Below are 18,627 nucleotides of genomic sequence, written 5' to 3' on the forward strand. Positions count from 1 at the left end.
CCGACCAGGGTGGCGCCCGCCCGAACGGCCCGCAATGGGGCAGGTTCGCCCAAGACGAGGCCAAGGAGGATCGTCGGCGATTTCAGATCCCGGACGAGCTTCCGTCTTCTCGTATCACGTCGGCTTTGTTCGAAAGCGGGTGACCCACCGTTCGGGCCGAAGCGCTAGGCGGCGAGCGCTGCCAGCACATCCAGCCCGGCCTCGCTCGCGACGTAGCGGCTGCGCTGCGTGCGCGGATCCCGGGCGGTCACCCCGATGAGCGCTGCGCCCGAGAGGCTGTCCACTGCCCGCAGCACCAGGGCATGCTCGATGCCGAAGACGCGGGCGAAGCTGCGGCTGTCGGCGGCGAGCCCGAGATGAAGACCGGCGAGAATGCCGGCCTCCAGCAGGCTCAGTTCGGGCCGCAACGCCGCGATGGTGTCGGTCGTCGCCAGGAAGGTTTCCGCATCGGCGGGCGGCTCGCTCATGCCGCCTTCGCTGCGGCCCCGCGGGCGCGCACCTGAACCAGAACCGATTTCGAGGTCGGCGTTTCCGAGAATTCACCGAAGGCCGAGAGCGGCACCAGCACGTTGAGTTCGGGGTAGTAGCCGGCCAGCGAACCGCGCGGCATGTCGAACGGCACGAGACGGAAATCTTCCGCCACCCGCTCGATCCCGTCCTCGGTGCCCACGCCGACGAGATCTACCCACTCGCCGAACTGCGCCTTCAGAACCGCGAGATCGTCCGGATGGGCGAAGACCACGCGGCGCTCGCCGTAGACGCCGCGATAGCGGTCGTCGAGGCCGTAGATGGTGGTGTTGTACTGATCGTGACTGCGGAAGGTCTGGAGCACGAAGGTCTCGCCGAGCGCCGTCGCGCGCTGGTGTGCCGTCGCCACGGGCAGCGGCCCGCTGGAGAAATTGGCCCGTCCCGTCGCCGTGGCGAACACGCGTTCCGAAGCGAGATTGCGCAGCATGAAGCCACGGGGGCGCCGCACCCGGTTGTTGAAGCCGGAAAAGCCCGGAATCGTGCGCTCGATCAGGTCGCGGATCCGGTCGTGGTCGTCGGCGAGACCGGCCCAGTCGATCCGCTCGGAGCCGACGGTCGCCGCCGCCATGCCGGCGATGATGGCGACCTCGGAGCGCAGATGCGCCGAGGCCGGCTTGTTGATGCCGCCGGATCCGTGGACCATGCTCATCGAATCTTCGACGGTCACGATCTGGACCTTACCCCGGCTGTTGCGGTCGACCTCGGTGCGGCCGAGGCAGGGCAGAACATAGGAGACCCGCCCCGGCACGAGATGGGAGTGGTTGAGCTTCGTGGCGATGTGGACGGTGAGTTCGCAGCCGGCGAGCGCCTTCGCGACCAGCGGCGTGTCCGGCGTCGCCCGCAGGAAGTTTCCGCCGAGGCCGATGAAGGCCTTCGACGCGCCGTCGAGCATGGCGCCGATGGCGCCGAGGACGTTGTGGCCGTGCTTGCGCGGGGCGCTGAAGCCGAACTCGCGCTCCAGCGCTTCGAGCAGGGCGAGGGGCGGCTTCTCGTTGATGCCGACGGTGCGGTCGCCCTGGACGTTCGAGTGGCCGCGCACCGGGCACAGGCCGGCGCCGGGCCGCCCGATATGACCACGGAGGAACAGCACGTTGGCGATCTCGCGGATCGTCGCCACCGAGTGGCGGTGCTGGGTCACCCCCATCGCCCAGGTGGCGATGACCTTGTCGGCGCCGAGATAGACCTCCGCGGCCGCCTCGATCTCCTCGCGCGTCAGCCCCGATTGATCGAGGATCGCGGACCATTCCGTCGCCTCGACGGCGGCACGGTAATCCTCGAGCGCCAGCGTGTGGGTCGTCAGGAAGGCGTGGTCGAGGAGCGAGGGACGCCCCTCCGCAAGGGCCGCCGCGTCGCGGGCGAACACGACCTTGGCGATGCCGCGGAAGGCGGCCATGTCGCCGCCGGGCTTCGGCTGGAGATAATGGCTGGCGATGGGATGGCTCGCCCCGCGCAGCATCTCCACGCTGTTCTGCGGATCGGCGAAGCGCTCCAGGCCGCGCTCCCGCACGGGATTGAGCACGACGATGCGCGCGCCCCGCTCGGCGGCACGACGCAGGTCGCCCAGCATGCGGGGATGGTTGGTGCCGGGATTCTGGCCGACGACGAAGACCGCGTCCGCCTTCTCGAAATCCTCGAGCAGCACCGTCCCCTTGCCGATGCCGATGGCCTGGATCAGCGCGATGCCGCTGGCCTCGTGGCACATATTCGAGCAATCGGGGAAATTGTTGGTGCCGTAGGCCCGGGCGAACAGCTGGTAGAGATAGGCGGCCTCGTTCGAGGCACGGCCGGAAGTGTAGAATTCGGCGCGATCCGCATGGTCGAGGCCGCGCAGGACCGTACCGATCTCGGCGAAGGCCTCGTCCCACGTCACCGGGCGATAGGTGTCGGTGCCCGCGTCGTAGCGCATCGGATGCGTCAGACGGCCCTCGCTCTCCAGGGCGTAATCGGTCCAGCCGCGCAATTCGGTGACCGTGTGCTTGGCGAAGAAGCGCGGCGCGGCGCGCTTGTCGGTGGCTTCCCAGGAGACCGCCTTCACGCCGTTCTCGCAAAACTCGAACGAGGAACCGTGGGCCGGGTCGCCCCAGGCGCAGCCGGGGCAGTCGAAGCCGTCGGGCTGGTTGGCCGACAGCAGCGCCCGGGCGTTGGAGAACGGGGCGCGGCTGCCGAGCAGGTGCTTGCCGCAACTCTTCAACGCCCCCCAGCCGCCCGCGGCGGAGGAGCGCTTGGGGAGGGATTGCGAACGGTCCATCGAGAGCCCGGTCTTCGCGGTGTCAGGAGGTTGCATCGCCCATCCCGGTCCGCCGCCTCCTCGTACGGGGCAGGGCGATTCCGGTTGTCGATAACCTCAAGCTATCATCTCGCAACTGCGACGGGATGAGCGTCGGATGCCGGGGGAGGCATTCCTTGTACGCGGTCTCATCCGGCTTGCGTGGCTGGTATATTCCTAATTCGAATAGCTAAAGAGTATGCGGCGCCGGAAGAAGGCCGAAAACTCGGCACTTTGCTGCAATGCAGGAAATTGCCGGCGATCCTCGCAGAGGGGAACGGCATTGCGCGACGCGTTCGGCGCAGGGCAAACACCACCAAGCGACGGTTGCATCGGCTCGCTCGCCGCCCTCCTCACCGCGATCCGAGGTCCCGCGCGATCACCGCCGCATCGCGGCCGACGACCGGCGCAAGGTTCGTCAGGCCCTCGGCCCGAACCCGCTCGATGAGCCCCCGCTTGATCGTCCCGACGAGCCCCGGTCCCTCGTAGACGAGGGCGGAATAGAGCTGGAGCAGTCGGGCGCCGGCGCGGATCTTGGTCCAGGCGGTCTCGGCCGAATCAATACCGCCGACCCCGATGAGCGGGATGCGATCCCCCACCCGCAGGAAGGTCTCGGCCAGGAGCCGCGTCGATGCAGCGAAGAGCGGTCGTCCCGAGAGGCCGCCGGTTTCGGCCGCCAGCGCGGATTCGGTGAGCGTGACGGGGCGCGCCACCGTCGTGTTCGAGACGACGAGGCCGTCGATGCCGCGCCGCAGGGCCGTGCCCGTCATGGCATCGAGGCCGTCGAGGGCGATGTCGGGGGCGATCTTGAGCAGCACCGCCGGCCGGGCGCCGGACGCGTCGCGGGCCGCGACGACGCGTGCCAGCAGATCGTCGAGGAAGGCCTCGCCCTGCAGATCGCGCAGGCCCGGCGTGTTGGGCGAGGAGACGTTGACGGTCAGGAAGGCGACATGCGGGGCCAGCCGTTCGGTGCAGGCGACGTAATCGGCGAGCCGATCCTGCGAATCCTTGTTGGCCCCGATATTGACGCCGACGATGCCGGACCGTCCGCTCCGGGCCTTCAGCCGGTCGGCGACGGGGTCGAGACCCTCGCTGTTGAGGCCGAAGCGGTTGATGACCGCTCGGTCGCGGGTGAGCCGGAACACCCGCGGCCGCGGATTGCCGGGCTGCGGCCGAGGCACCACGCCGCCGACCTCGACGAAACCGAAGCCGAGGCCGAGCATCGCGTCCGCGACCCGCGCGCCCTTGTCGAACCCCGCGGCGAGCCCGACCGGGTTGGGAAAACGCTGCCCGAACAGATCGACCGCCAGGGCCGGATCGTCCGGCTCCGGGCGGCGTGGGGGCAGCACGCTCAGGCCGCGCAAGGTCACATCGTGGGCGGTCTCGGCATCGAGGCCGTGCAGGATCGGCCGCGCCAGGGGGAAGGCGGCCTGAATCAGGGTCTCAATCATGCGCGAGCGATCCCCGTCGGGAAGACGTGGCGCCCGTCGGCGCCCAGAGGCAATTCGGCGACCGAGCGCACGGCGTTCAGGGGCAGGGCGCCGTAGAGATGCGGAAACAGGGCGCCGCCCCGGGACGGCTCGAAGCGCAGGGCCTCGCCGAGATCGTCGGCCTCGACCGCGATCAGGAGCAGATCGTCCTGGGCCGCGAAATGGCGCGCGGCGGTCTCGGCCACCTGATCGGCCGTCGAGAAGTGGATGAATCCGTCGGCGAGATCGACCGGAGCGCCGAGGAAGCGACCTTGGGTCTCCGCCTCCCGCCAGAGCGGGCGCGGACAGATCTTGTAGACGAGGGGCATGCGGCTCCTGCCGAACTCTGACGGACGCGTGCGATCGATAGGGCTGGCCTCGGCCTGCTGCAACCGCGGGGCTTCGCTCGCACCGATCGCTTACCCGGCGACCCGGCGCAGATTCGGTGCCGATGCCGCACGGAGGCCGCCGCCGCGGGGAGCTGCTCCGGCGCGGAAGGCGCCCCCTTCGGTGGCAATCTTCCGCCGAAGGTCAGGCGATGCGACAGTGCCGGGCGTTCGGCGCCATGTTTGCATTCGTCTCGTTTGCATTCGCCTGGGGCTGGTTCTAGTTTCCTAGCACTAGGCGGCTTGTCCCATCGGCGGGCGCGCCGGGCCGAGGCCGTCATGCTGTCGCACGAGCAGATCTGGGCTGCCATCGATCGTCTGGCCGAGCGCTACGGCTACTCCGCCTCGGGGCTCGCCCGCCGCGCGGGCCTCGACGCCACGAGCTTCAACCGCTCAAAGCGGATCGGGCCGGACGGGCGCAAGCGCTGGCCCTCCACCGAATCGGTCTCGAAAGTTCTGGCCGCCACGGGGGCCAGCCTCGACGACTTCCTGCGCCTGGTCGAATCCCGCGAGGGGCCGGCGCGCACGATGGTGCCGTTGATCGGACTGACGCAGGCCGGCGCCGGCCGCTTGTTCACCGACGAGGGCATGCCGGCAGGCGGCCCCGGCTGGGATGAGATCGAGTTTCCCGATCTCGGCGGGGAGCGAGCCTTCGCCCTGGAAGTCCAGGGCGATTCGATGAAGCCGCTCTACCGGGACGGCGACGTGCTGATCGTGTCGCCGACCGCGAGCATCCGCAAGGGCGACCGCGTGGTGGCGCGCCTCGCCAACGGCGAAGTCGTCGCCAAGGAACTGCGCCGCCGTACCGCCCGCACCGTCGAGCTCATCTCGCTGAACCCGGACCACGAGGATCGCACGGTGCCGCTCGCCGAAATCGCCTGGATGGCGCGGGTGATGTGGGTTCGCCAGTAGGACCGCGATTCCGTCATCGCCACCGTTCGCGTCGGTTCGGAGGGATCTGCGCCTCGCTGCCCCGCTCGGGCGCCGTTTCAGATGCCCGCGATCCGGTGCGCCACATCGAGGGCCACGTGGCCCGAGAGCAGGCCCCAGCCGCAGGCGATCATCGTGGCGATCATCACGAAGGGGATCGGTCGGCGCTCCAGTTTCCGTCCGCGCAGGGTGTTGCGCAGGATGATGAAGGGCGCGACGAACGCGATCATCGGCAGGGCCGCGAGGGTCGAAACGCCGCCGGCCTCCAACAGCCGGAAACTCGCCCGGCGGTTGGTGGCGCACTCGAAGGCGCTCGCCAGAAGGCCCGACAGTGCCAGACCGATGATCAGCGCCTGAAGGGATTCGAGGGAGGAAGGGCTCAGGGCCATGACGCGACGCTCCTTTTCAGGATGAGACGCGCAGTCTGACCGATCGTTTACGCCTTGTTAAGGAAGACCTTTCCTCAACGTTAACGCCGCCCACAGGGATCGCGGCGGCAGGGCCGCGGGCCGTGAAGGGCCGAGGCCGGTAGGCGCGAGGAGCCCTCTCGCCGGCCCCTCCCTCGGCGGCCCATCGAACCGATCCTAGCGTGGTGCAGGATCGGCGTTGTTCGAGATCAGGCGTCTTCTTCCAGGTCGATGTCGAGGATCGCCATCCGGAACGTGAAGGAATCGTCGCCGTCTTCCTTGTCGTCGGCCAGCACACCGATCGACTCGTCACCGATGAACACCTCGGCGGAATCGCCGGTCTTCATCGCCACCACGCGGATATTGGTGTTGGCGAACTTGCGGCGCAGATAGCCCTGCAGCTTGGTGACCTCAGTCTTGTTCACGCGGGTTTCCCTTTTGGTGCGATGCCACGCATCCAGACCTTCACGGCCTCGGAAACGTCGGCGACAACGGTTTATTCGGTGGTCGTGGGCGGCTTGCCATGCCACGCAGGCCCAAGCAAGCGCCCGAAGCTCCGGCGAGGATCCGTTCAGATCCCGCCGGCGATGTCGACGAATTCGCTCATCGCGACGAGCTGATCCATGGAGCGGGCGGGCTCGGCACAGCCGGCGGCGCCGACCACGCGGGCCGGAACGCCGACGACGGTGGTGTGGGGCGGCACCGGGCGCAGGACCACCGAGCCGGCGGCGACCCGCGCGCAGGCGCCCACCTCGATATTGCCGAGGATCTTGGCGCCCGCGCCGATCATGACCCCGCGGCGGATCTTCGGGTGACGGTCGCCGCCATGCTTGCCGGTGCCACCGAGGGTCACGGCATGCAGGATCGACACATCGTCCTCGATCACGGCGGTCGATCCCACCACGACACCCGTGGCGTGATCGAAGAACACGCCGCGCCCGATGCGGGCTGCGGGATGGATGTCGGTCTGGAACACCTCCGACGACCGGCTTTGCAGGTAGAGGGCGAGATCGCGCCGTCCCTGATGCCAGTACCAATGGGCGAGGCGATGCGCCTGCAGGGCGTGGAAGCCCTTGAAATAGAGCAGTGGCTCGATTGCCCGCGTGGTCGCGGGGTCGCGATCCATCACGGCGAGGATGTCGGCGCGCATGCTCTGGCCGATGGTGGGATCGTCGTTCACCGCCTCGTAGAAGCCGTGCGCCACGAGGTCGGTGGGCAGCGAGGCATGACCGAGGCGCGCGGCGACGCGATGGCCCACCGCCGCCTCGAGGGTCGGATGGTTGAGGATGGTCGCCACGAAGAAGGAGGCGAGCTGCGGCTCGTCCCGCAAGACCGTCTCGGCCTCGCCCCGTATCCGCGTCCAAAGCGGATCGACGATGCCGGCGATCGCCTCGCGCCCGATCGGGCTGAGCGAAGGACTGGCGGACATGCATTCCTCCTCGACGGAAACGCTCCCGACCGCATATCGCGGTGGTCCGTAGGGCGAGATGAATTCGGCTGCTCGATGGCCTGCGCGGGAACGACCGATCTCGTCCAAGCGGCGCCGGCGCGAGAACCATCCCTACCGCGGCGCGGCATGGCCGTACAGCTTGGGTCCGAACCCGCCCGCATCAAGGGGGCGGCGTGGGGACCGCGCACCCATGGCGCGTCAATCGCCGACGATCGTCACTGGCTTCAGGACCGAAGAGACCGGGATATCGGTCCCTCCGACGTGAGATCGACGGGGCGATCAGGCCGCCGGGCGCCTGCCGCCGTTATCGGTACCGTTGAACCGATCTTCGATGACGCCGATCACCCGCTCGGCCATGACCTCGACCGGAACGTCGGACGTGTCGACCACCGCCGAGGCGCGGGCGTAGAGCGGCTCGCGGCTCAGCAGAACGGCGCGCAGATCCTCCAGCACCGAGGTCGGATCGCCCTTGCCCTCGACATGCCCCTGATCGCGCACCCGCTGCAGGTGCTCCTCCGGCCGTGCCCGCAGCCAGATCGTGTAGAACGAGGACAGGAGCAGGTCGTAGGTCAGCGGCTCGGCGACGATGGAGCCGCCGGTGGCGAGAACCATCGGCCCCGGATGTTCCGCGAGTTGGCGCAGGGCCTTCTGTTCCAGGCGGCGATAGCCCTCCTGCCCGTAGATCGCGAAGATCTCGCCCACGGACAAGCCGTTCTCGCGCTCGATTTCAGTGTTGAGCTCAACGAATCGCCAGCCGAGATGGGCTGCCGCCATGCGTCCGAGCGTCGACTTGCCGGCGCCGCGCAGACCCACGACCGCCACGCGGCGACGAACCACACGACTTTCGGCGGTGGCCGATCCCGCCAGCGCCGATTTCGCGAGGGCGATCTGCTCGGGGTTCGCCTGCTCGACGAGATCGCGGACGACCCGCCAATCCGATGAGGTTTCCTGTGCGGCCACGAGGTCGTCAAGGCGCATGCCCATGGCATTGGCCACGCGGCGCAGCAGGATGATGGACACATTGCCCTGGCCACCTTCGAGCTGGGCGATGTAGCGCTCCGACAGGCCGGATGCCTGCGAGAGCAGCTTGCGCGAGAGTCCGCGAACGGTCCGGGCGTGCCGCACGCGCCGGCCCAGCTCGTTCAGGAAATCCGCTTCTTGTTGGGCCGCGTCGGTCATGGCCTCAACTCACCTCTCGTCCGGTTCCGACGCACGTTCCGCATCACTTGTCCAAAGGCCGTTACCCGTTCAGCTCGGCCTGCTGCAACGCACGGGCCACATCTCGCGACTGCGAGAGAACGGGATTCGTCATCTGGCGCGTGAATGGCTCACGCGCAACCCATAGCGCGGGCGCGGCATCCATGCGATCTCGGCGGTGGATAAAATATTTGTTGTTTTCCTTTTTGAGTTCTGTTGCGCTCAACAAGACATCTTCTGGTTGTTAGAGCGTTCGGTTGATCGCTCTGCGAAAGAGGCCCGTTCAACAGGGAGCGCCTCAGGGGCGGTCCAAAGGCCGATGAAGCTACGCTGGCTCGCCCCTCGACCACGGTATGGGTGAGGGGCGCCGAGGGCAACGCCGCACGATAGCGATCCGACGTTTCGCGGAAAGAGCTGTAAGCCCATGTCCGAATCATCGGTTCGCGAGGCCGCTCGGGCGGCCGCGTCGTCGGCGCTGCCGCACCGGCGGGCGGGGCCGGACGTCTCACGGGGCGGCTCCCGCCGTCGCCCGCGCCATCGGCCGATCGCCGCCCGCAGGCTCGCGGGGGAACTCGACCCGCACGGTGGTGCCCATGCCGGGTTCGCTCTCCACGGCGATGCGCCCCTGGAGTTTCACCGTGACGAGGTTGTGGACGATGTGCATGCCGAGCCCGGTGCTGCCGCGGGATCGGGCGGTGGTGAAGAACGGATCGAAGATCCGGGCGAGATTCTCGGATACGATGCCGGCACCGTCATCGGCGACCTCGATTCGTGCATAGGCACCCGAGGATTGGACCCGCACCACGATGGTTCCGTGGCTGCCCTGCGGCCGCTGGGCGAAGCCGTGCACCACCGCGTTGGTGATCAGGTTGGTGACGACCTGCGCCAGCACCCCCGGATAGGTGTCGACGGTGATCCCCGGAGGACAATCCGGTTGAATTCGGTGCCCGCCCTTGCGCAGCATCGGCTGGAGGCTCGCCAGGAGCTCGTCGAGCCACACATCGAGCGTGAAGCTGCGGCGCTCATCACTCGCCCGATCGACCGCGACTTGCTTGAAACCGTGGACGAGGTCCGCCGCCCGGGTCAGGTTGGACGCGAGCAGATGCGCGCCCTCGCCGACGCGATCGACGAAGTGATTCAGGCGCGACCGTGACAGCTGGCCCGAGGCCACCACCGATTGGAAGGTTCGCGTCTCGTCGCGCACCAGCGTTGCGGTGGTCAGGGCGATGCCGAGCGGCGTGTTGATCTCGTGGGCCACGCCCGCCACCAACTGACCCAGGGAAGCGAGTTTTTCCGCGCGGATCAGGTCGTCCTGGGCTTGGCGCAGATCGTGGAGCGCCGCATCGGCCTGATCCTTGGCCCGGCGCAGGGCGCGCTCGCGGCGTCCGATCTCCGTGACGAAGAAGCTCGTGGCCCGGGCAATGTCGCCCAGTTCGTCCGTCCGTTGCGTGCCCGAGAGCCCGGTCGCTCTTGGGTCGGCGGCGAGCGCGATCATATCGCCCTGAAGCTGGCGCAGCGGCACCAGAATCGAGCGGGCGACGGCGAGCGCCGCGAGGGCGCCGAGCAGCAGGCCGCCCGCCGCTCCGACGAGAAGGAGTTGGCGAAGGAATGCGCCGAAGCGATCGGCATCTTCCAAGGCGGCGTCGTTGAGGGCATTGGCGCTCTGGCCCATCGCGGCGGCGAGCGTGTCCATCTCGGCGATCATCGCGTTCTGGCGCTTCAGGCCCTCGATGGTCGTGGCGAGGCGGTGACGCCAACCGTCGATGGCGTCGATCATGTCGCCCTGGATCAGCGGCGCGATCGGCAGCTCCGCCGTGGTGGCCGAGAGCTGTTCACCCTCCGTCAGCATCGCGCTCGCTCCTACAGGATCACGGCGCGCCAGGGCGTCGGCGGTGCGCTGTCCGAGTTTGAGGGCCGTGATGCTGATGTTCTGGGTCGCCTGCTGCGTTTCGTTGGCGGTGATTGCGTAGGCGAGAAGCTGCGTCACCTCGTCGTGCAGGGCGCGCTGTTCCGAGGAAACGAGCTTGAGCAGCCGCTCGAGTGCCTCGGCGAGTCGCCCGTTCTCATCCGGTCCGGTCCGGCGAGCGGCGAGCAGGGGGGCGAGTTCTGCGGCCTGCCTGTCCCGGCCCGAGCCGCGCAGGGACGCGGCAAGGTTGTCGCCGGCCTCTGACAGGCCCGCAGAGTCAGGAGAGGGTGCGCTGGCCGAATCGCTCGCTGCGGGCCGCGCCTCGGCCAGATCGAGACGGGCGAGAGCGGCCGATAAGGCGTTGATGCGGGCCACCACGTCGCGGGTGGTGCGGAGCCGTTCCACCTTCAGGGCCAGCGTCCGGGCGATGTCGGCGTTCGACCCCTGCTGGCGCAAGCGCGCCTGATCCGCCAGTTCGATCAGCCGGCTCGCCCGCCGGTTCATTTCGGCGACGAGTCCGTCGTTCTCGCGGGTCAGCGCCGACAGTGCACGCATCCGCTCGATCGAACGGTCGAGCGTCCGCAGCGCCGAGGCGACGCGCTCGGCCTGGCCCTTGGTGCGGACATCGATCTGCAGGGCATCGAGGCCGCGACGGGCATCGCCGGTGAGCGTCAGGAAGCGCTCCTCGCGCGCCGCGCGGTCGGCTGGATGCGCCGCGATAAAGGCTTCGCGCTCGGTCCGGGCGACGGTCAGATCGTGAAAGACGCGGGCAGCGAGCAGGGCGCCGGAGCGGGCGCGCTGCTCCTGGGCCAGCAAGACCCAGCCCGCCGCCGCGATGGCCGCAGCCACCAGGATCGGGACGCCGCCGACGAGGGCAATCTTTCGCCCGACCCGCATCCTCAACCCGCGCCGCGCTCCGGAGAGCAGAAGTGGCCAACGGGGCCGATCGTCGCCGGAATTCCCCGGGGCGACAAGGCTTTCACGCACCGTGTCCCGGCTGTCCTTCATCAACGGACGCGTCCGCCCGGATTCACGCTCCGATCAGTGAGGCGGGTCGACGCCGCCGGACCGGTGCCGTGCGGCCGGGATTGCCACCGACCGTGCTGCCGCTCGTATTGGTGACCGAATCGCCCATGCGACGTCCGAGGAGGCGTTCCTCCCTGGTAACCGTCATCGCGGCTGGTTGGCTGCTCCGCCCACGCTTCGTCGATTGGCCCGAGCCGGAGCCGTGCAGAACTTCGCGCAGGAAGTCGAGGCTCTCGGGCGCGGCGTCGAGGAGCTCCTTCGAGAAATGCGGCATCGCCCCCTCCTCAACGCTGGGTCAGGGCGATGATGCGCACCGGGCGGCCCCGGGCGTCGCAGCCCGACGGCAGCGGAGCCCAAGCCTGGGCCGTGCAGGCCGGTGCGGGGCGCGCCTCGGTTCGACGCTCGACGGCGACCGGCGCCGTGACGGCGGACCGGGCCGGCGGGTCGCTCCAGGTCGCCGTCGAGGGGGGCGCGGCCGGGGCCGCCGTCGCATCCGCGGCCGCGCGTCCGGCCACGAGACCGGCCGAGAGCACCGCACTCACGGCCACGATCGAAATCCATCCCTGCATGACATCCCCCGCGGCTTCGCCGTCGTCGATGGGAGCCTTGTAGGGAGACCGCATGTCCGGGGTTTTGCGTCGCCCGTCACAGGATCACCGGATCCGGGGCTTCTGTTACGTCGGCTCAGCAAGCGACGAAACAATTGGGTCATCCGCCCTGCGGCCGAACGCGATCAGTCCCCGTCGGGGCGGAAGACGTAGCCCAGGCCGCGCACCGTGCGGATGAATCGCGGATGGGCCGGGTCGGGTTCGACCTTCTTGCGGATACGGTTGATCCGCACGTCGATCGCCCGATCGAAGGCATCGGGATCGCGGGCATCGGCGAGGTCGAGCAGGCGCTCGCGCGAGAGCGCCCGCTTGGGATGATCGGCGAAGGCTTTGAGCAGCTCGAATTCCGAGCGTGTCAGCGGCTGCTCCACGCCCTGGTCGTCGCGCAGGCGCACGGCGTCGAGTTCGAGCCATTTCGTCCCGAACCGGATCCGGCGCGCGGGCACGTCCGGCGTCTCGGGCTTGGCCTGCACCGGGGCGGGCGCGCCCTGCGCCCGACGCAGCACCGAGCGCACACGGGCGACCAGTTCGCGCAGCTCGCAGGGCTTGGGCAGGTAATCGTCGGCACCGAGTTCGAGCCCGACCACCCGGTCGATCGGACTGGCGGTCGCCGTGAGCATGATGATCGGAATCCGGCTGCGCGCCTTCAGATCGCGGACGATCGACAGGCCGTCTTCCTGCGGCATGTTGAGGTCGAGCACGATCAGGTCGGGTGCGCGTCCGGCGAGATGCGCCCGAAGCGCCTGTCCACCGTCGCAGAGCGCCACGTCGAAGCCGTGCAAGCGAAGATAATCACCGACCATCGCTCGGGCATCGGGCTCGTCGTCCACGACGACGATATGAGGGCCGGAGCCGGATGATTCCGTCATCGCGGCACGATCCCGCATGGTGAAGCGATGTCGCGCGTCATCGGGCTGAAGGTTTCCCTGCTCGCAATGCTTCGCATGCTCGGTCTCGGTGTGGATAGACCATTTGCTTTTCGAACGATGCCCGAACCCTCACCGTATGGCGACCTGTTCGGTTCCGCATTGCACAGAAGATCGTTGTTTCTTCGATGCATCGTCTGGAGCCGCTGTCAGTGATCGAGCACGCTACGTACACAGGAAACGGATCAACACGGCCTATCTTTCACCACGATTTCTTCGCCTGTTCGAACTCTCCCGCTGCATGCGGTATCGAACTGCATGGAAGACGCGCATCGATCAAGACACGGCCGATGTCCGGGGGGCTCACGAGGCTGAAAGCAACGATGGACGACGATCTGCTCCACCTCGTGCCTGACGAGGACCCCGCCGTCGGGCCCCGCGTCGGTGCATGGACCATCGCTCTGGTCGACGACGATCCGGCGGTGCACGAGGGCACCCGCTACGCGCTGTCGGGCTACGAACTCGATGGGCGGGGGCTCGAGATCCTGTCCGCCTATTCCGCCGCGGAGGCGCGCCTCCTGCTGGCCGAGCGGCGGGACGTCGCCATCGTCCTGCTCGATGTGGTGATGGAGACCGACGATGCGGGTCTGAAGCTCGTCGATTACATCCGCCGGGAATTACGGGAGGAGACGACCCGCATCATCCTGCGCACCGGGCAGCCGGGACAGGCCCCGGAGCGGCGGGTGATCGTCGATTACGACATCAACGACTACAAGGCGAAGACCGAACTGACCGCCGACCGGCTGTTCACCAGTCTGACGGCGGCCTTGCGGGCCTATCAGCAGCTGAAGCGCCTCGATGAGACGAGGCGCGGGCTCGAAATCATCATCGATGCCGCCCCGATGCTGCTCGATCAGAAATCGATGCAGCGCTTGGCCGAGGGCGTGCTGACCCAGGTCGCCTCGCTGCTCAATGCCGATTGCGCGGGTATCCTGGTGCTGCGCGAGGGCAATGAGGCGGATCATTCCGCGAGCCGCTTCAGTGTGCTGGCCGGATCCGGCCTCTATGGCGGCTATGTCGGGCGGGCGCCGGACGCGCTCGCACCCGATATCCGGCCGGTGGTCGAAGAGGCATTCGCCGCCCGCCGTCACAGCTTCGGCGAGCATTGGTCGACGCTCTATGTCCATACCGCGAGCGGCAGCGAGATCGTGGCGCTGATCGACACCGATCGCCCGCTCTCCGACACCGACCGGGCCCTGATCACGCTCCTGACCGGCCGGCTGTCGATCGCCTTCGACAACGTGATCCTCTACGAGCGGCTGCAGCGGGCCAACGTCACCCTGGAGCAGCGGGTGCTGGAACGGACCGCGGAGCTGATCCGGGCCAACCGGCGCCTCGCCCTGCAACGCTCGGACCTGCGCCGCGCCAACAATCTCAAGACCGAGATTCTCGGCACCATCGCCCACGATCTCAAGAACCCGCTCGCGGTGATCCTGGGACGGTCCGAGATGCTGACCGACCTGATCGGGATGGAGCCCGAAGCGGGCCAGCCGGCTCCGCCCCCGGCGCGGGCCGCGATGGCGACCCAGGTCGAGCATGTGCGCGCCTCCGCGACCCGGCTGATCGACATGATCGACAGCTTGATGGCGGACGCGATGAACGATGCCCTCGACATCACCCTGCGGCGTGAGCCCGTGGACCTCGCCGGCCTGGCGCGGGAGGTCTGCGAAGCCAACCGTCCGCTGGCCGAAGCCAAGGGGCAGTGCCTGACCACCGCGTTGCCGGCCGAATTGTTCGTGTGCGGCGATGCCGAGCGCCTCCGGGAGGCCGTCGACAATCTCGTGTCCAACGCGATCAAGTATTCGCATCCCGGCGGCGCCATCGCGGTCGCGGTGCGCCAGGAGACCGGGGCGACCGTCTGCGCCGTCACCGACGAGGGGCCCGGCCTGTCCCCGGAGGACGCCGCCCGCCTGTTCGGCCGCTTCCAGCGCTTGTCCGCGAAGCCCACCGGCGGCGAGGGCTCGACCGGCCTGGGCCTCTCCATCGTCAAGCGCATCGCCGAACTGCATGGGGGCCGAGCCGAGGCGTTCTCGGACGGGCCAGGCCAGGGGGCGACGTTCCTGGTGCGGCTGCCGGACGAGGCAATGTGATGTTATAAGTCGGGCTTCAGCAAGAATTTTTATTTTTGCAAATACACTTAGAATTGCTATATCCTCTATTAAGTGCGGAACGAATGTGTATTGGCGGAAAAATTTTCACGATCGCATCAAGCTTCCCGGTCGTTTCTCGACAAATGTATTTCTGATTGCTCAATGGCACGAGGCGCGAAGTCCCTCACTGGCCACACCGACGCTTTCCCGACGACGATGCAAGAGCGACGCATTCGGAGTCGCTGAGAAGTCGTGCACGCGTTGGATGCGACCGGATCGTTGCGGTGCCATCGAGCGAACCGTGGTCCATCGCTGTGCGGAACTCGTCGAGGGCTTCGCCGACCCGATCCAGTTCAGCCCGGGCGCAGCTTTCTGCCATCGATCGGGCGACGTGCAGAATTGATGGAGCGGCGAAAGCCTTTGACCGCCGCATGCTCCAGCGTGCGATCGAGCACGCCCCATGCGCGCCGACGGGATCGGCGTGCGCCATCCCGTCTTTGTCATTCGAGACGCCAATCCGGCGCGAACGATCGGAGAGAGGGATGCGGGGAGCGGCGCGGATCATCGACGGAATCCGGAGGGGAGGTCTCAGGGGCCTCGTCCTGGGGAGTCTTGCGCTCGCGCCCGCCGGGGCGGTGGCGGCACCTTATACCGGGACCGGCGGCGGGCCGGAGACCACGGTCAATGCGCCCTATCGCGCGGGCACGGGACAGACCGTGCCCCCCGGCCGTGCCGCCGCGCCCGAGGCCGATCCGACCGAGCGCACGGCGCGCCAGAAGCGTCTCGACGGCGTGCTGGACAGCATCTGTCAAGACTGCCGCGACGCGCGCTGAAGCCAGCGGCGATGCACAAGGTTGGACGGTCCTTGGGAGACCTGGGGCGCGAGTCCCCCATCCTGCCGAGGGCCGCAGCCCCCTCGAAGAATGCCCGACAATCCGAAGGCCGTCGGCCGTGAACGGTATGGTCGGGCATCGCTCTAGCGGTGGGCGCGCTCGCGGGTTAGACCGTGCGGGGACCGCCCTGAGAGCGCGAGACGGGGCGAGAGCAGGAATCCGAGATGGCCGACAAGGGCGTTCCGCACTTCCACAATCAACCCGGCTTGCGGGTGGTCGCGGTGGGCTCGAAGGAATTCATGTGCATCGGTGCGCTGCCGCCGTTCGACCATCCGCACGTCTTCCTCGATATGGGGGCGGACACGGAGATCATCTGCCAGTACTGCTCCACCCTGTTCCGTTACGACGCTCAATTGAAGCCCGGCACGGCGGAGCCCGCCTCCTGCGTCTGGACCGAGGCGGCGGACGGGATCGGCAAGAGAGAGAAGGTGGCCTGAGCGGGCCGTGACGGGCCGTACCATCGCCATCGTCGGGGCCGGCATTGGCGGGTTGACCGCGGCGCTGGCACTCGCCGGTGCGGGACACACGGTCACGCTGATCGAGCGCCGCACCGGCTTTTCCGAGGTGGGGGCGGGGCTGCAACTCTCGCCCAATGCCAGCGCTGTCCTGATCGGGCTCGGTCTCGGCGCCGCCTTGCGACGGGCGGCCGACGAGCCGCCGGGGGTGCGGGTGCGATCGCTCGCGACGGGGCGGACCATTGGCGGGATCCGCCTCGGCGCCTCGATCCGGCAACGGCACGGCGCGCCCTACTACGTCATCCACCGGGCCGACCTGCAGACGCTGCTTCTCGATGCCGTGCGCGGGCGCCCCGGCATCCGACTCTGCGTCGGTCGCGAGGTGACCGCCCTGAGCGAGACGGCGGATGGGGTCGCGCTCACCATGTCGGGGATCGACGGCGGCAAGAGCGAATCCTGGCGCGCCGATCTGCTGATCGGCGCCGACGGGGTCCGTTCGTCGCTCCGCGCCCGGTTCGACGCGCGTCCCCTACGGCTGCACCGGCAGGCGGCGTGGCGCGCCCTGATCCCGCGAGAAGCCGCACCCGAGGCGTTCCAGGGGGAAGAGACGGGTCTGTGGCTCGGCCCGGGCCGGCACGTGGTCCATTATCCCGTCGGCGGCGGCAAGCGGCTCAATGTCGTCGCCATCGCCCCGGAGCGCGACGGCGACGAGGATTGGGGCCGCATCGGCGATCCGGCAGCCCTGCGCGACCATTTCCCCGACGCCGCCGCCCCCTTGGCGGAGTTGCTCGGCACCCCCGATGCCTGGGTGGTATGGTCCCTCGTCGACCGTCCCGCCGCCCGGCCCATGGCACGGGGCCGGATCGCGCTTTTGGGCGATGCCGCTCATCCGGTCCTGCCGTTCCTGGCTCAGGGCGCGGCGCTCGCCATTGAGGATGCGGCGGTGCTGACCGCGCAACTCTCCGCCCATGCGGAGGTGCCCGCCGCGCTGGACGCCTACGCCGCCGCCCGGTCGGACCGCGTCGCGGCGGTGCAGCGAGCGGCCCGCGGCAATGGCCGTGTCTACCATGCCGGTCGCCTGGTGGGGTTCGCCCGCGACAGGGTGATGGCCCGCCTCGGCCCCGAAGGCATGGCTGCTCGCTATGCGTGGCTCTACGGCTGGAACCCCTCTGCCGCTTGATCTGACCCCGGTGCCCCGCTACCGCTAAGCCGGCGCGGACGTGGCGGAACCGGTAGACGCACGAGACTTAAAATCTTGCGGCCCCACGGCCATGCGGGTTCGAGTCCCGCCGTCCGCACCAATCCCTCGAAGATGCAAGAAGCTGTCCTGAGGCGCGTCCCATGTGGCGCTTGTCGCGCTCGTCAGGGCATCCAGGAGGAACATGCGCGAGACCGAACACGCGGCCTTTTGCGACTTAGGAGCCCGTATATCCCAATGCGGCAGCGGCATCCCTCAGGCGCGGCATGGACGCGGCGTAACGTGCCGTTAGCCCCTCTTTGTTCGAAAGCGCGCGCTCGATGCTCGCGTTGTCCTCATTGTCGGATAATTTGATAAGAATGGCCCCGAGGCTTCTCGTTTCGATGAGGGCACTGATACGCTCGGCGTAGTTCATGGGTTCGTCCGTCTTCGTGAGGAGGCGAACCATCTCGATCACGGCGGGGGCATAGCCTGCACGGACCAAATCATCGGCTGATGTCGGTGTATCTTCGAGCACGTCGTGAAGGTAGGCCGCCTGTAGCACGTGCTCAGGATTGATCCTGAGGCCATCGACTTCGAGGGCATGGCGAGCGCGCTTGTCAGCAGCGGCAGCGACGCGATTGATGTGCCTTATGTAGGGTTTGCCGCGTTTGTCCACTTGGCCAGCGTGCGCCTGAGCCGCGAACTGATGTGTGTCGAAATTCGTCGGCGGCACTGAACCTCTCCGCTTACGATGGCAGGTCTCTCTCCCATCCGTTGGCTGCCAACGTACCCTGATAATTACTTATTTTCTGTGCGCACTCGGGCGCATACATCCATGTCACCAAGGATAGCGCGTAGACAGCGGCACTCTGCTCTCGAATAATTGATGATGACGCTGGTGCACGGTGAG

General features: G+C 68.2%; 19 protein-coding genes and 1 tRNA gene. 6 read left to right on the forward strand and 14 right to left on the reverse strand.

Annotation, left to right across the window (positions count from 1 at the left end; translation table 11 throughout):
• Window positions 1-164: 164 nt before the first annotated feature.
• The 4 genes from MFF26_RS16465 to MFF26_RS16480 all read right to left on the reverse strand — a co-directional run bounded on the left by MFF26_RS16465 (window position 165) and on the right by MFF26_RS16480 (window position 4,592).
• Window positions 165-467: a hypothetical protein gene (locus MFF26_RS16465; RefSeq protein WP_137828386.1), complete on the reverse strand. Its 303-nt coding sequence runs from the start codon at window positions 465-467 to the stop codon at window positions 165-167.
• Window positions 464-2,776 (reverse strand): FdhF/YdeP family oxidoreductase, encoded by a 2,313-nt coding sequence (locus MFF26_RS16470; RefSeq protein ID WP_137828492.1) that lies wholly within the window; start codon window positions 2,774-2,776, stop codon window positions 464-466. The genes MFF26_RS16465 and MFF26_RS16470 overlap by 4 nt, the downstream gene beginning before the upstream one ends.
• A gap of 371 nt (window positions 2,777-3,147) precedes the next feature.
• Window positions 3,148-4,233: a quinone-dependent dihydroorotate dehydrogenase gene (locus tag MFF26_RS16475; RefSeq protein WP_137828493.1), complete on the reverse strand. Its 1,086-nt coding sequence runs from the start codon at window positions 4,231-4,233 to the stop codon at window positions 3,148-3,150.
• An 8-nt stretch (window positions 4,234-4,241) separates the two neighbouring features.
• Entirely contained in the window at window positions 4,242-4,592 is a 351-nt protein-coding gene (locus tag MFF26_RS16480; protein WP_137828387.1) for a DUF952 domain-containing protein, read from the reverse strand.
• Window positions 4,593-4,928: 336 nt separating this feature from the next.
• On the opposite strand from MFF26_RS16480, the gene MFF26_RS16485 reads away from it, so the two are divergent.
• Window positions 4,929-5,561 (forward strand): S24 family peptidase, encoded by a 633-nt coding sequence (locus MFF26_RS16485; RefSeq protein WP_137828388.1) that lies wholly within the window; start codon window positions 4,929-4,931, stop codon window positions 5,559-5,561.
• 77 nt (window positions 5,562-5,638) lie between these two features.
• Here the strand turns inward: MFF26_RS16485 and MFF26_RS16490 are convergent, their stop codons facing one another.
• From MFF26_RS16490 to MFF26_RS16530, 9 genes are all read right to left on the reverse strand, one after another.
• Entirely contained in the window at window positions 5,639-5,968 is a 330-nt protein-coding gene (locus MFF26_RS16490) for a DUF6949 family protein (RefSeq protein WP_137828389.1), read from the reverse strand.
• A 227-nt stretch (window positions 5,969-6,195) separates the two neighbouring features.
• Complete coding sequence (locus MFF26_RS16495; protein WP_137828390.1) at window positions 6,196-6,411, reverse strand: DUF3126 family protein; 216 nt, start codon at window positions 6,409-6,411, stop codon at window positions 6,196-6,198.
• Between the two features lie 146 nt (window positions 6,412-6,557).
• Window positions 6,558-7,415 carry a serine O-acetyltransferase gene (gene cysE, locus MFF26_RS16500; RefSeq protein ID WP_137828391.1) on the reverse strand — a complete coding sequence of 286 codons (858 nt, stop codon included), beginning with the start codon at window positions 7,413-7,415 and terminating at the stop codon, window positions 6,558-6,560.
• Window positions 7,416-7,715: 300 nt separating this feature from the next.
• Window positions 7,716-8,615 (reverse strand): helix-turn-helix transcriptional regulator, encoded by a 900-nt coding sequence (locus tag MFF26_RS16505; protein WP_137828392.1) that lies wholly within the window; start codon window positions 8,613-8,615, stop codon window positions 7,716-7,718.
• 61 nt (window positions 8,616-8,676) lie between these two features.
• Entirely contained in the window at window positions 8,677-8,859 is a 183-nt protein-coding gene (locus MFF26_RS16510; protein WP_137828393.1) for a hypothetical protein, read from the reverse strand.
• Between the two features lie 279 nt (window positions 8,860-9,138).
• The gene (locus tag MFF26_RS16515; RefSeq protein ID WP_137828494.1) at window positions 9,139-11,436 is read right to left on the reverse strand and encodes a sensor histidine kinase; all 2,298 of its coding nucleotides are present in this window, start codon (window positions 11,434-11,436) and stop codon (window positions 9,139-9,141) included.
• A 133-nt stretch (window positions 11,437-11,569) separates the two neighbouring features.
• Window positions 11,570-11,839, reverse strand: coding sequence for a hypothetical protein (locus MFF26_RS16520; protein ID WP_137828394.1), 270 nt, complete (start codon window positions 11,837-11,839; stop codon window positions 11,570-11,572).
• 10 nt (window positions 11,840-11,849) lie between these two features.
• Complete coding sequence (locus tag MFF26_RS16525; protein ID WP_171015423.1) at window positions 11,850-12,188, reverse strand: hypothetical protein; 339 nt, start codon at window positions 12,186-12,188, stop codon at window positions 11,850-11,852.
• 110 nt (window positions 12,189-12,298) lie between these two features.
• A complete protein-coding gene (locus MFF26_RS16530; protein WP_137828395.1) occupies window positions 12,299-13,042 on the reverse strand; it encodes a response regulator in 744 nt (247 codons plus the stop codon).
• A gap of 380 nt (window positions 13,043-13,422) precedes the next feature.
• Between MFF26_RS16530 and MFF26_RS16535 the strand changes: the two genes are divergently transcribed.
• From MFF26_RS16535 to MFF26_RS16555, 5 genes are all read left to right on the forward strand, one after another.
• On the forward strand, window positions 13,423-15,189 hold the full coding sequence (locus tag MFF26_RS16535; protein WP_137828396.1) for an ATP-binding response regulator: 1,767 nt from the start codon (window positions 13,423-13,425) through the stop codon (window positions 15,187-15,189).
• A gap of 542 nt (window positions 15,190-15,731) precedes the next feature.
• Window positions 15,732-16,022 (forward strand): hypothetical protein, encoded by a 291-nt coding sequence (locus MFF26_RS16540; RefSeq protein WP_137828397.1) that lies wholly within the window; start codon window positions 15,732-15,734, stop codon window positions 16,020-16,022.
• 224 nt (window positions 16,023-16,246) lie between these two features.
• Window positions 16,247-16,519, forward strand: a complete 273-nt coding sequence (locus MFF26_RS16545; RefSeq protein WP_137828398.1) for a zinc-finger domain-containing protein — start codon at window positions 16,247-16,249, stop codon at window positions 16,517-16,519.
• A 7-nt stretch (window positions 16,520-16,526) separates the two neighbouring features.
• Window positions 16,527-17,717 (forward strand): FAD-dependent monooxygenase, encoded by a 1,191-nt coding sequence (locus MFF26_RS16550; RefSeq protein WP_137828399.1) that lies wholly within the window; start codon window positions 16,527-16,529, stop codon window positions 17,715-17,717.
• 34 nt (window positions 17,718-17,751) lie between these two features.
• Window positions 17,752-17,838: transfer RNA gene (locus MFF26_RS16555), tRNA-Leu, on the forward strand.
• A gap of 114 nt (window positions 17,839-17,952) precedes the next feature.
• Here the strand turns inward: MFF26_RS16555 and MFF26_RS16560 are convergent.
• Window positions 17,953-18,450 (reverse strand): HD domain-containing protein, encoded by a 498-nt coding sequence (locus tag MFF26_RS16560; protein WP_137828400.1) that lies wholly within the window; start codon window positions 18,448-18,450, stop codon window positions 17,953-17,955.
• Between the last annotated feature and the right edge of the window lie 177 nt (window positions 18,451-18,627).

It is taken from the genome of Methylorubrum suomiense (assembly GCF_022179765.1).
Taxonomy (GTDB): Bacteria; Pseudomonadota; Alphaproteobacteria; order Rhizobiales; family Beijerinckiaceae; genus Methylobacterium; species Methylobacterium suomiense.

Excerpts from the sequence above, each read along its gene's own strand:
- MFF26_RS16520 (WP_137828394.1), bottom strand. The coding sequence starts at position 11,839 with ATGCCGCATTTCTCGAAGGAGCTCCTCGACGCCGCGCCCGAGAGCCTC.
- MFF26_RS16515 (WP_137828494.1), bottom strand. The coding sequence starts at position 11,436 with ATGCGGGTCGGGCGAAAGATTGCCCTCGTCGGCGGCGTCCCGATCCTG.
- MFF26_RS16525 (WP_171015423.1), bottom strand. The coding sequence starts at position 12,188 with ATGCGGTCTCCCTACAAGGCTCCCATCGACGACGGCGAAGCCGCGGGG.
- MFF26_RS16545 (WP_137828398.1), top strand. The coding sequence starts at position 16,247 with ATGGCCGACAAGGGCGTTCCGCACTTCCACAATCAACCCGGCTTGCGG.
- MFF26_RS16490 (WP_137828389.1), bottom strand. The coding sequence starts at position 5,968 with ATGGCCCTGAGCCCTTCCTCCCTCGAATCCCTTCAGGCGCTGATCATC.
- MFF26_RS16485 (WP_137828388.1), top strand. The coding sequence starts at position 4,929 with ATGCTGTCGCACGAGCAGATCTGGGCTGCCATCGATCGTCTGGCCGAG.
- MFF26_RS16530 (WP_137828395.1), bottom strand. The coding sequence starts at position 13,042 with ATGACGGAATCATCCGGCTCCGGCCCTCATATCGTCGTCGTGGACGAC.
- cysE (WP_137828391.1), bottom strand. The coding sequence starts at position 7,415 with ATGTCCGCCAGTCCTTCGCTCAGCCCGATCGGGCGCGAGGCGATCGCC.
- MFF26_RS16535 (WP_137828396.1), top strand. The coding sequence starts at position 13,423 with ATGGACGACGATCTGCTCCACCTCGTGCCTGACGAGGACCCCGCCGTC.
- MFF26_RS16470 (WP_137828492.1), bottom strand. The coding sequence starts at position 2,776 with ATGGACCGTTCGCAATCCCTCCCCAAGCGCTCCTCCGCCGCGGGCGGC.
- MFF26_RS16480 (WP_137828387.1), bottom strand. The coding sequence starts at position 4,592 with ATGCCCCTCGTCTACAAGATCTGTCCGCGCCCGCTCTGGCGGGAGGCG.
- MFF26_RS16505 (WP_137828392.1), bottom strand. The coding sequence starts at position 8,615 with ATGACCGACGCGGCCCAACAAGAAGCGGATTTCCTGAACGAGCTGGGC.
- MFF26_RS16465 (WP_137828386.1), bottom strand. The coding sequence starts at position 467 with ATGAGCGAGCCGCCCGCCGATGCGGAAACCTTCCTGGCGACGACCGAC.
- MFF26_RS16540 (WP_137828397.1), top strand. The coding sequence starts at position 15,732 with ATGCGGGGAGCGGCGCGGATCATCGACGGAATCCGGAGGGGAGGTCTC.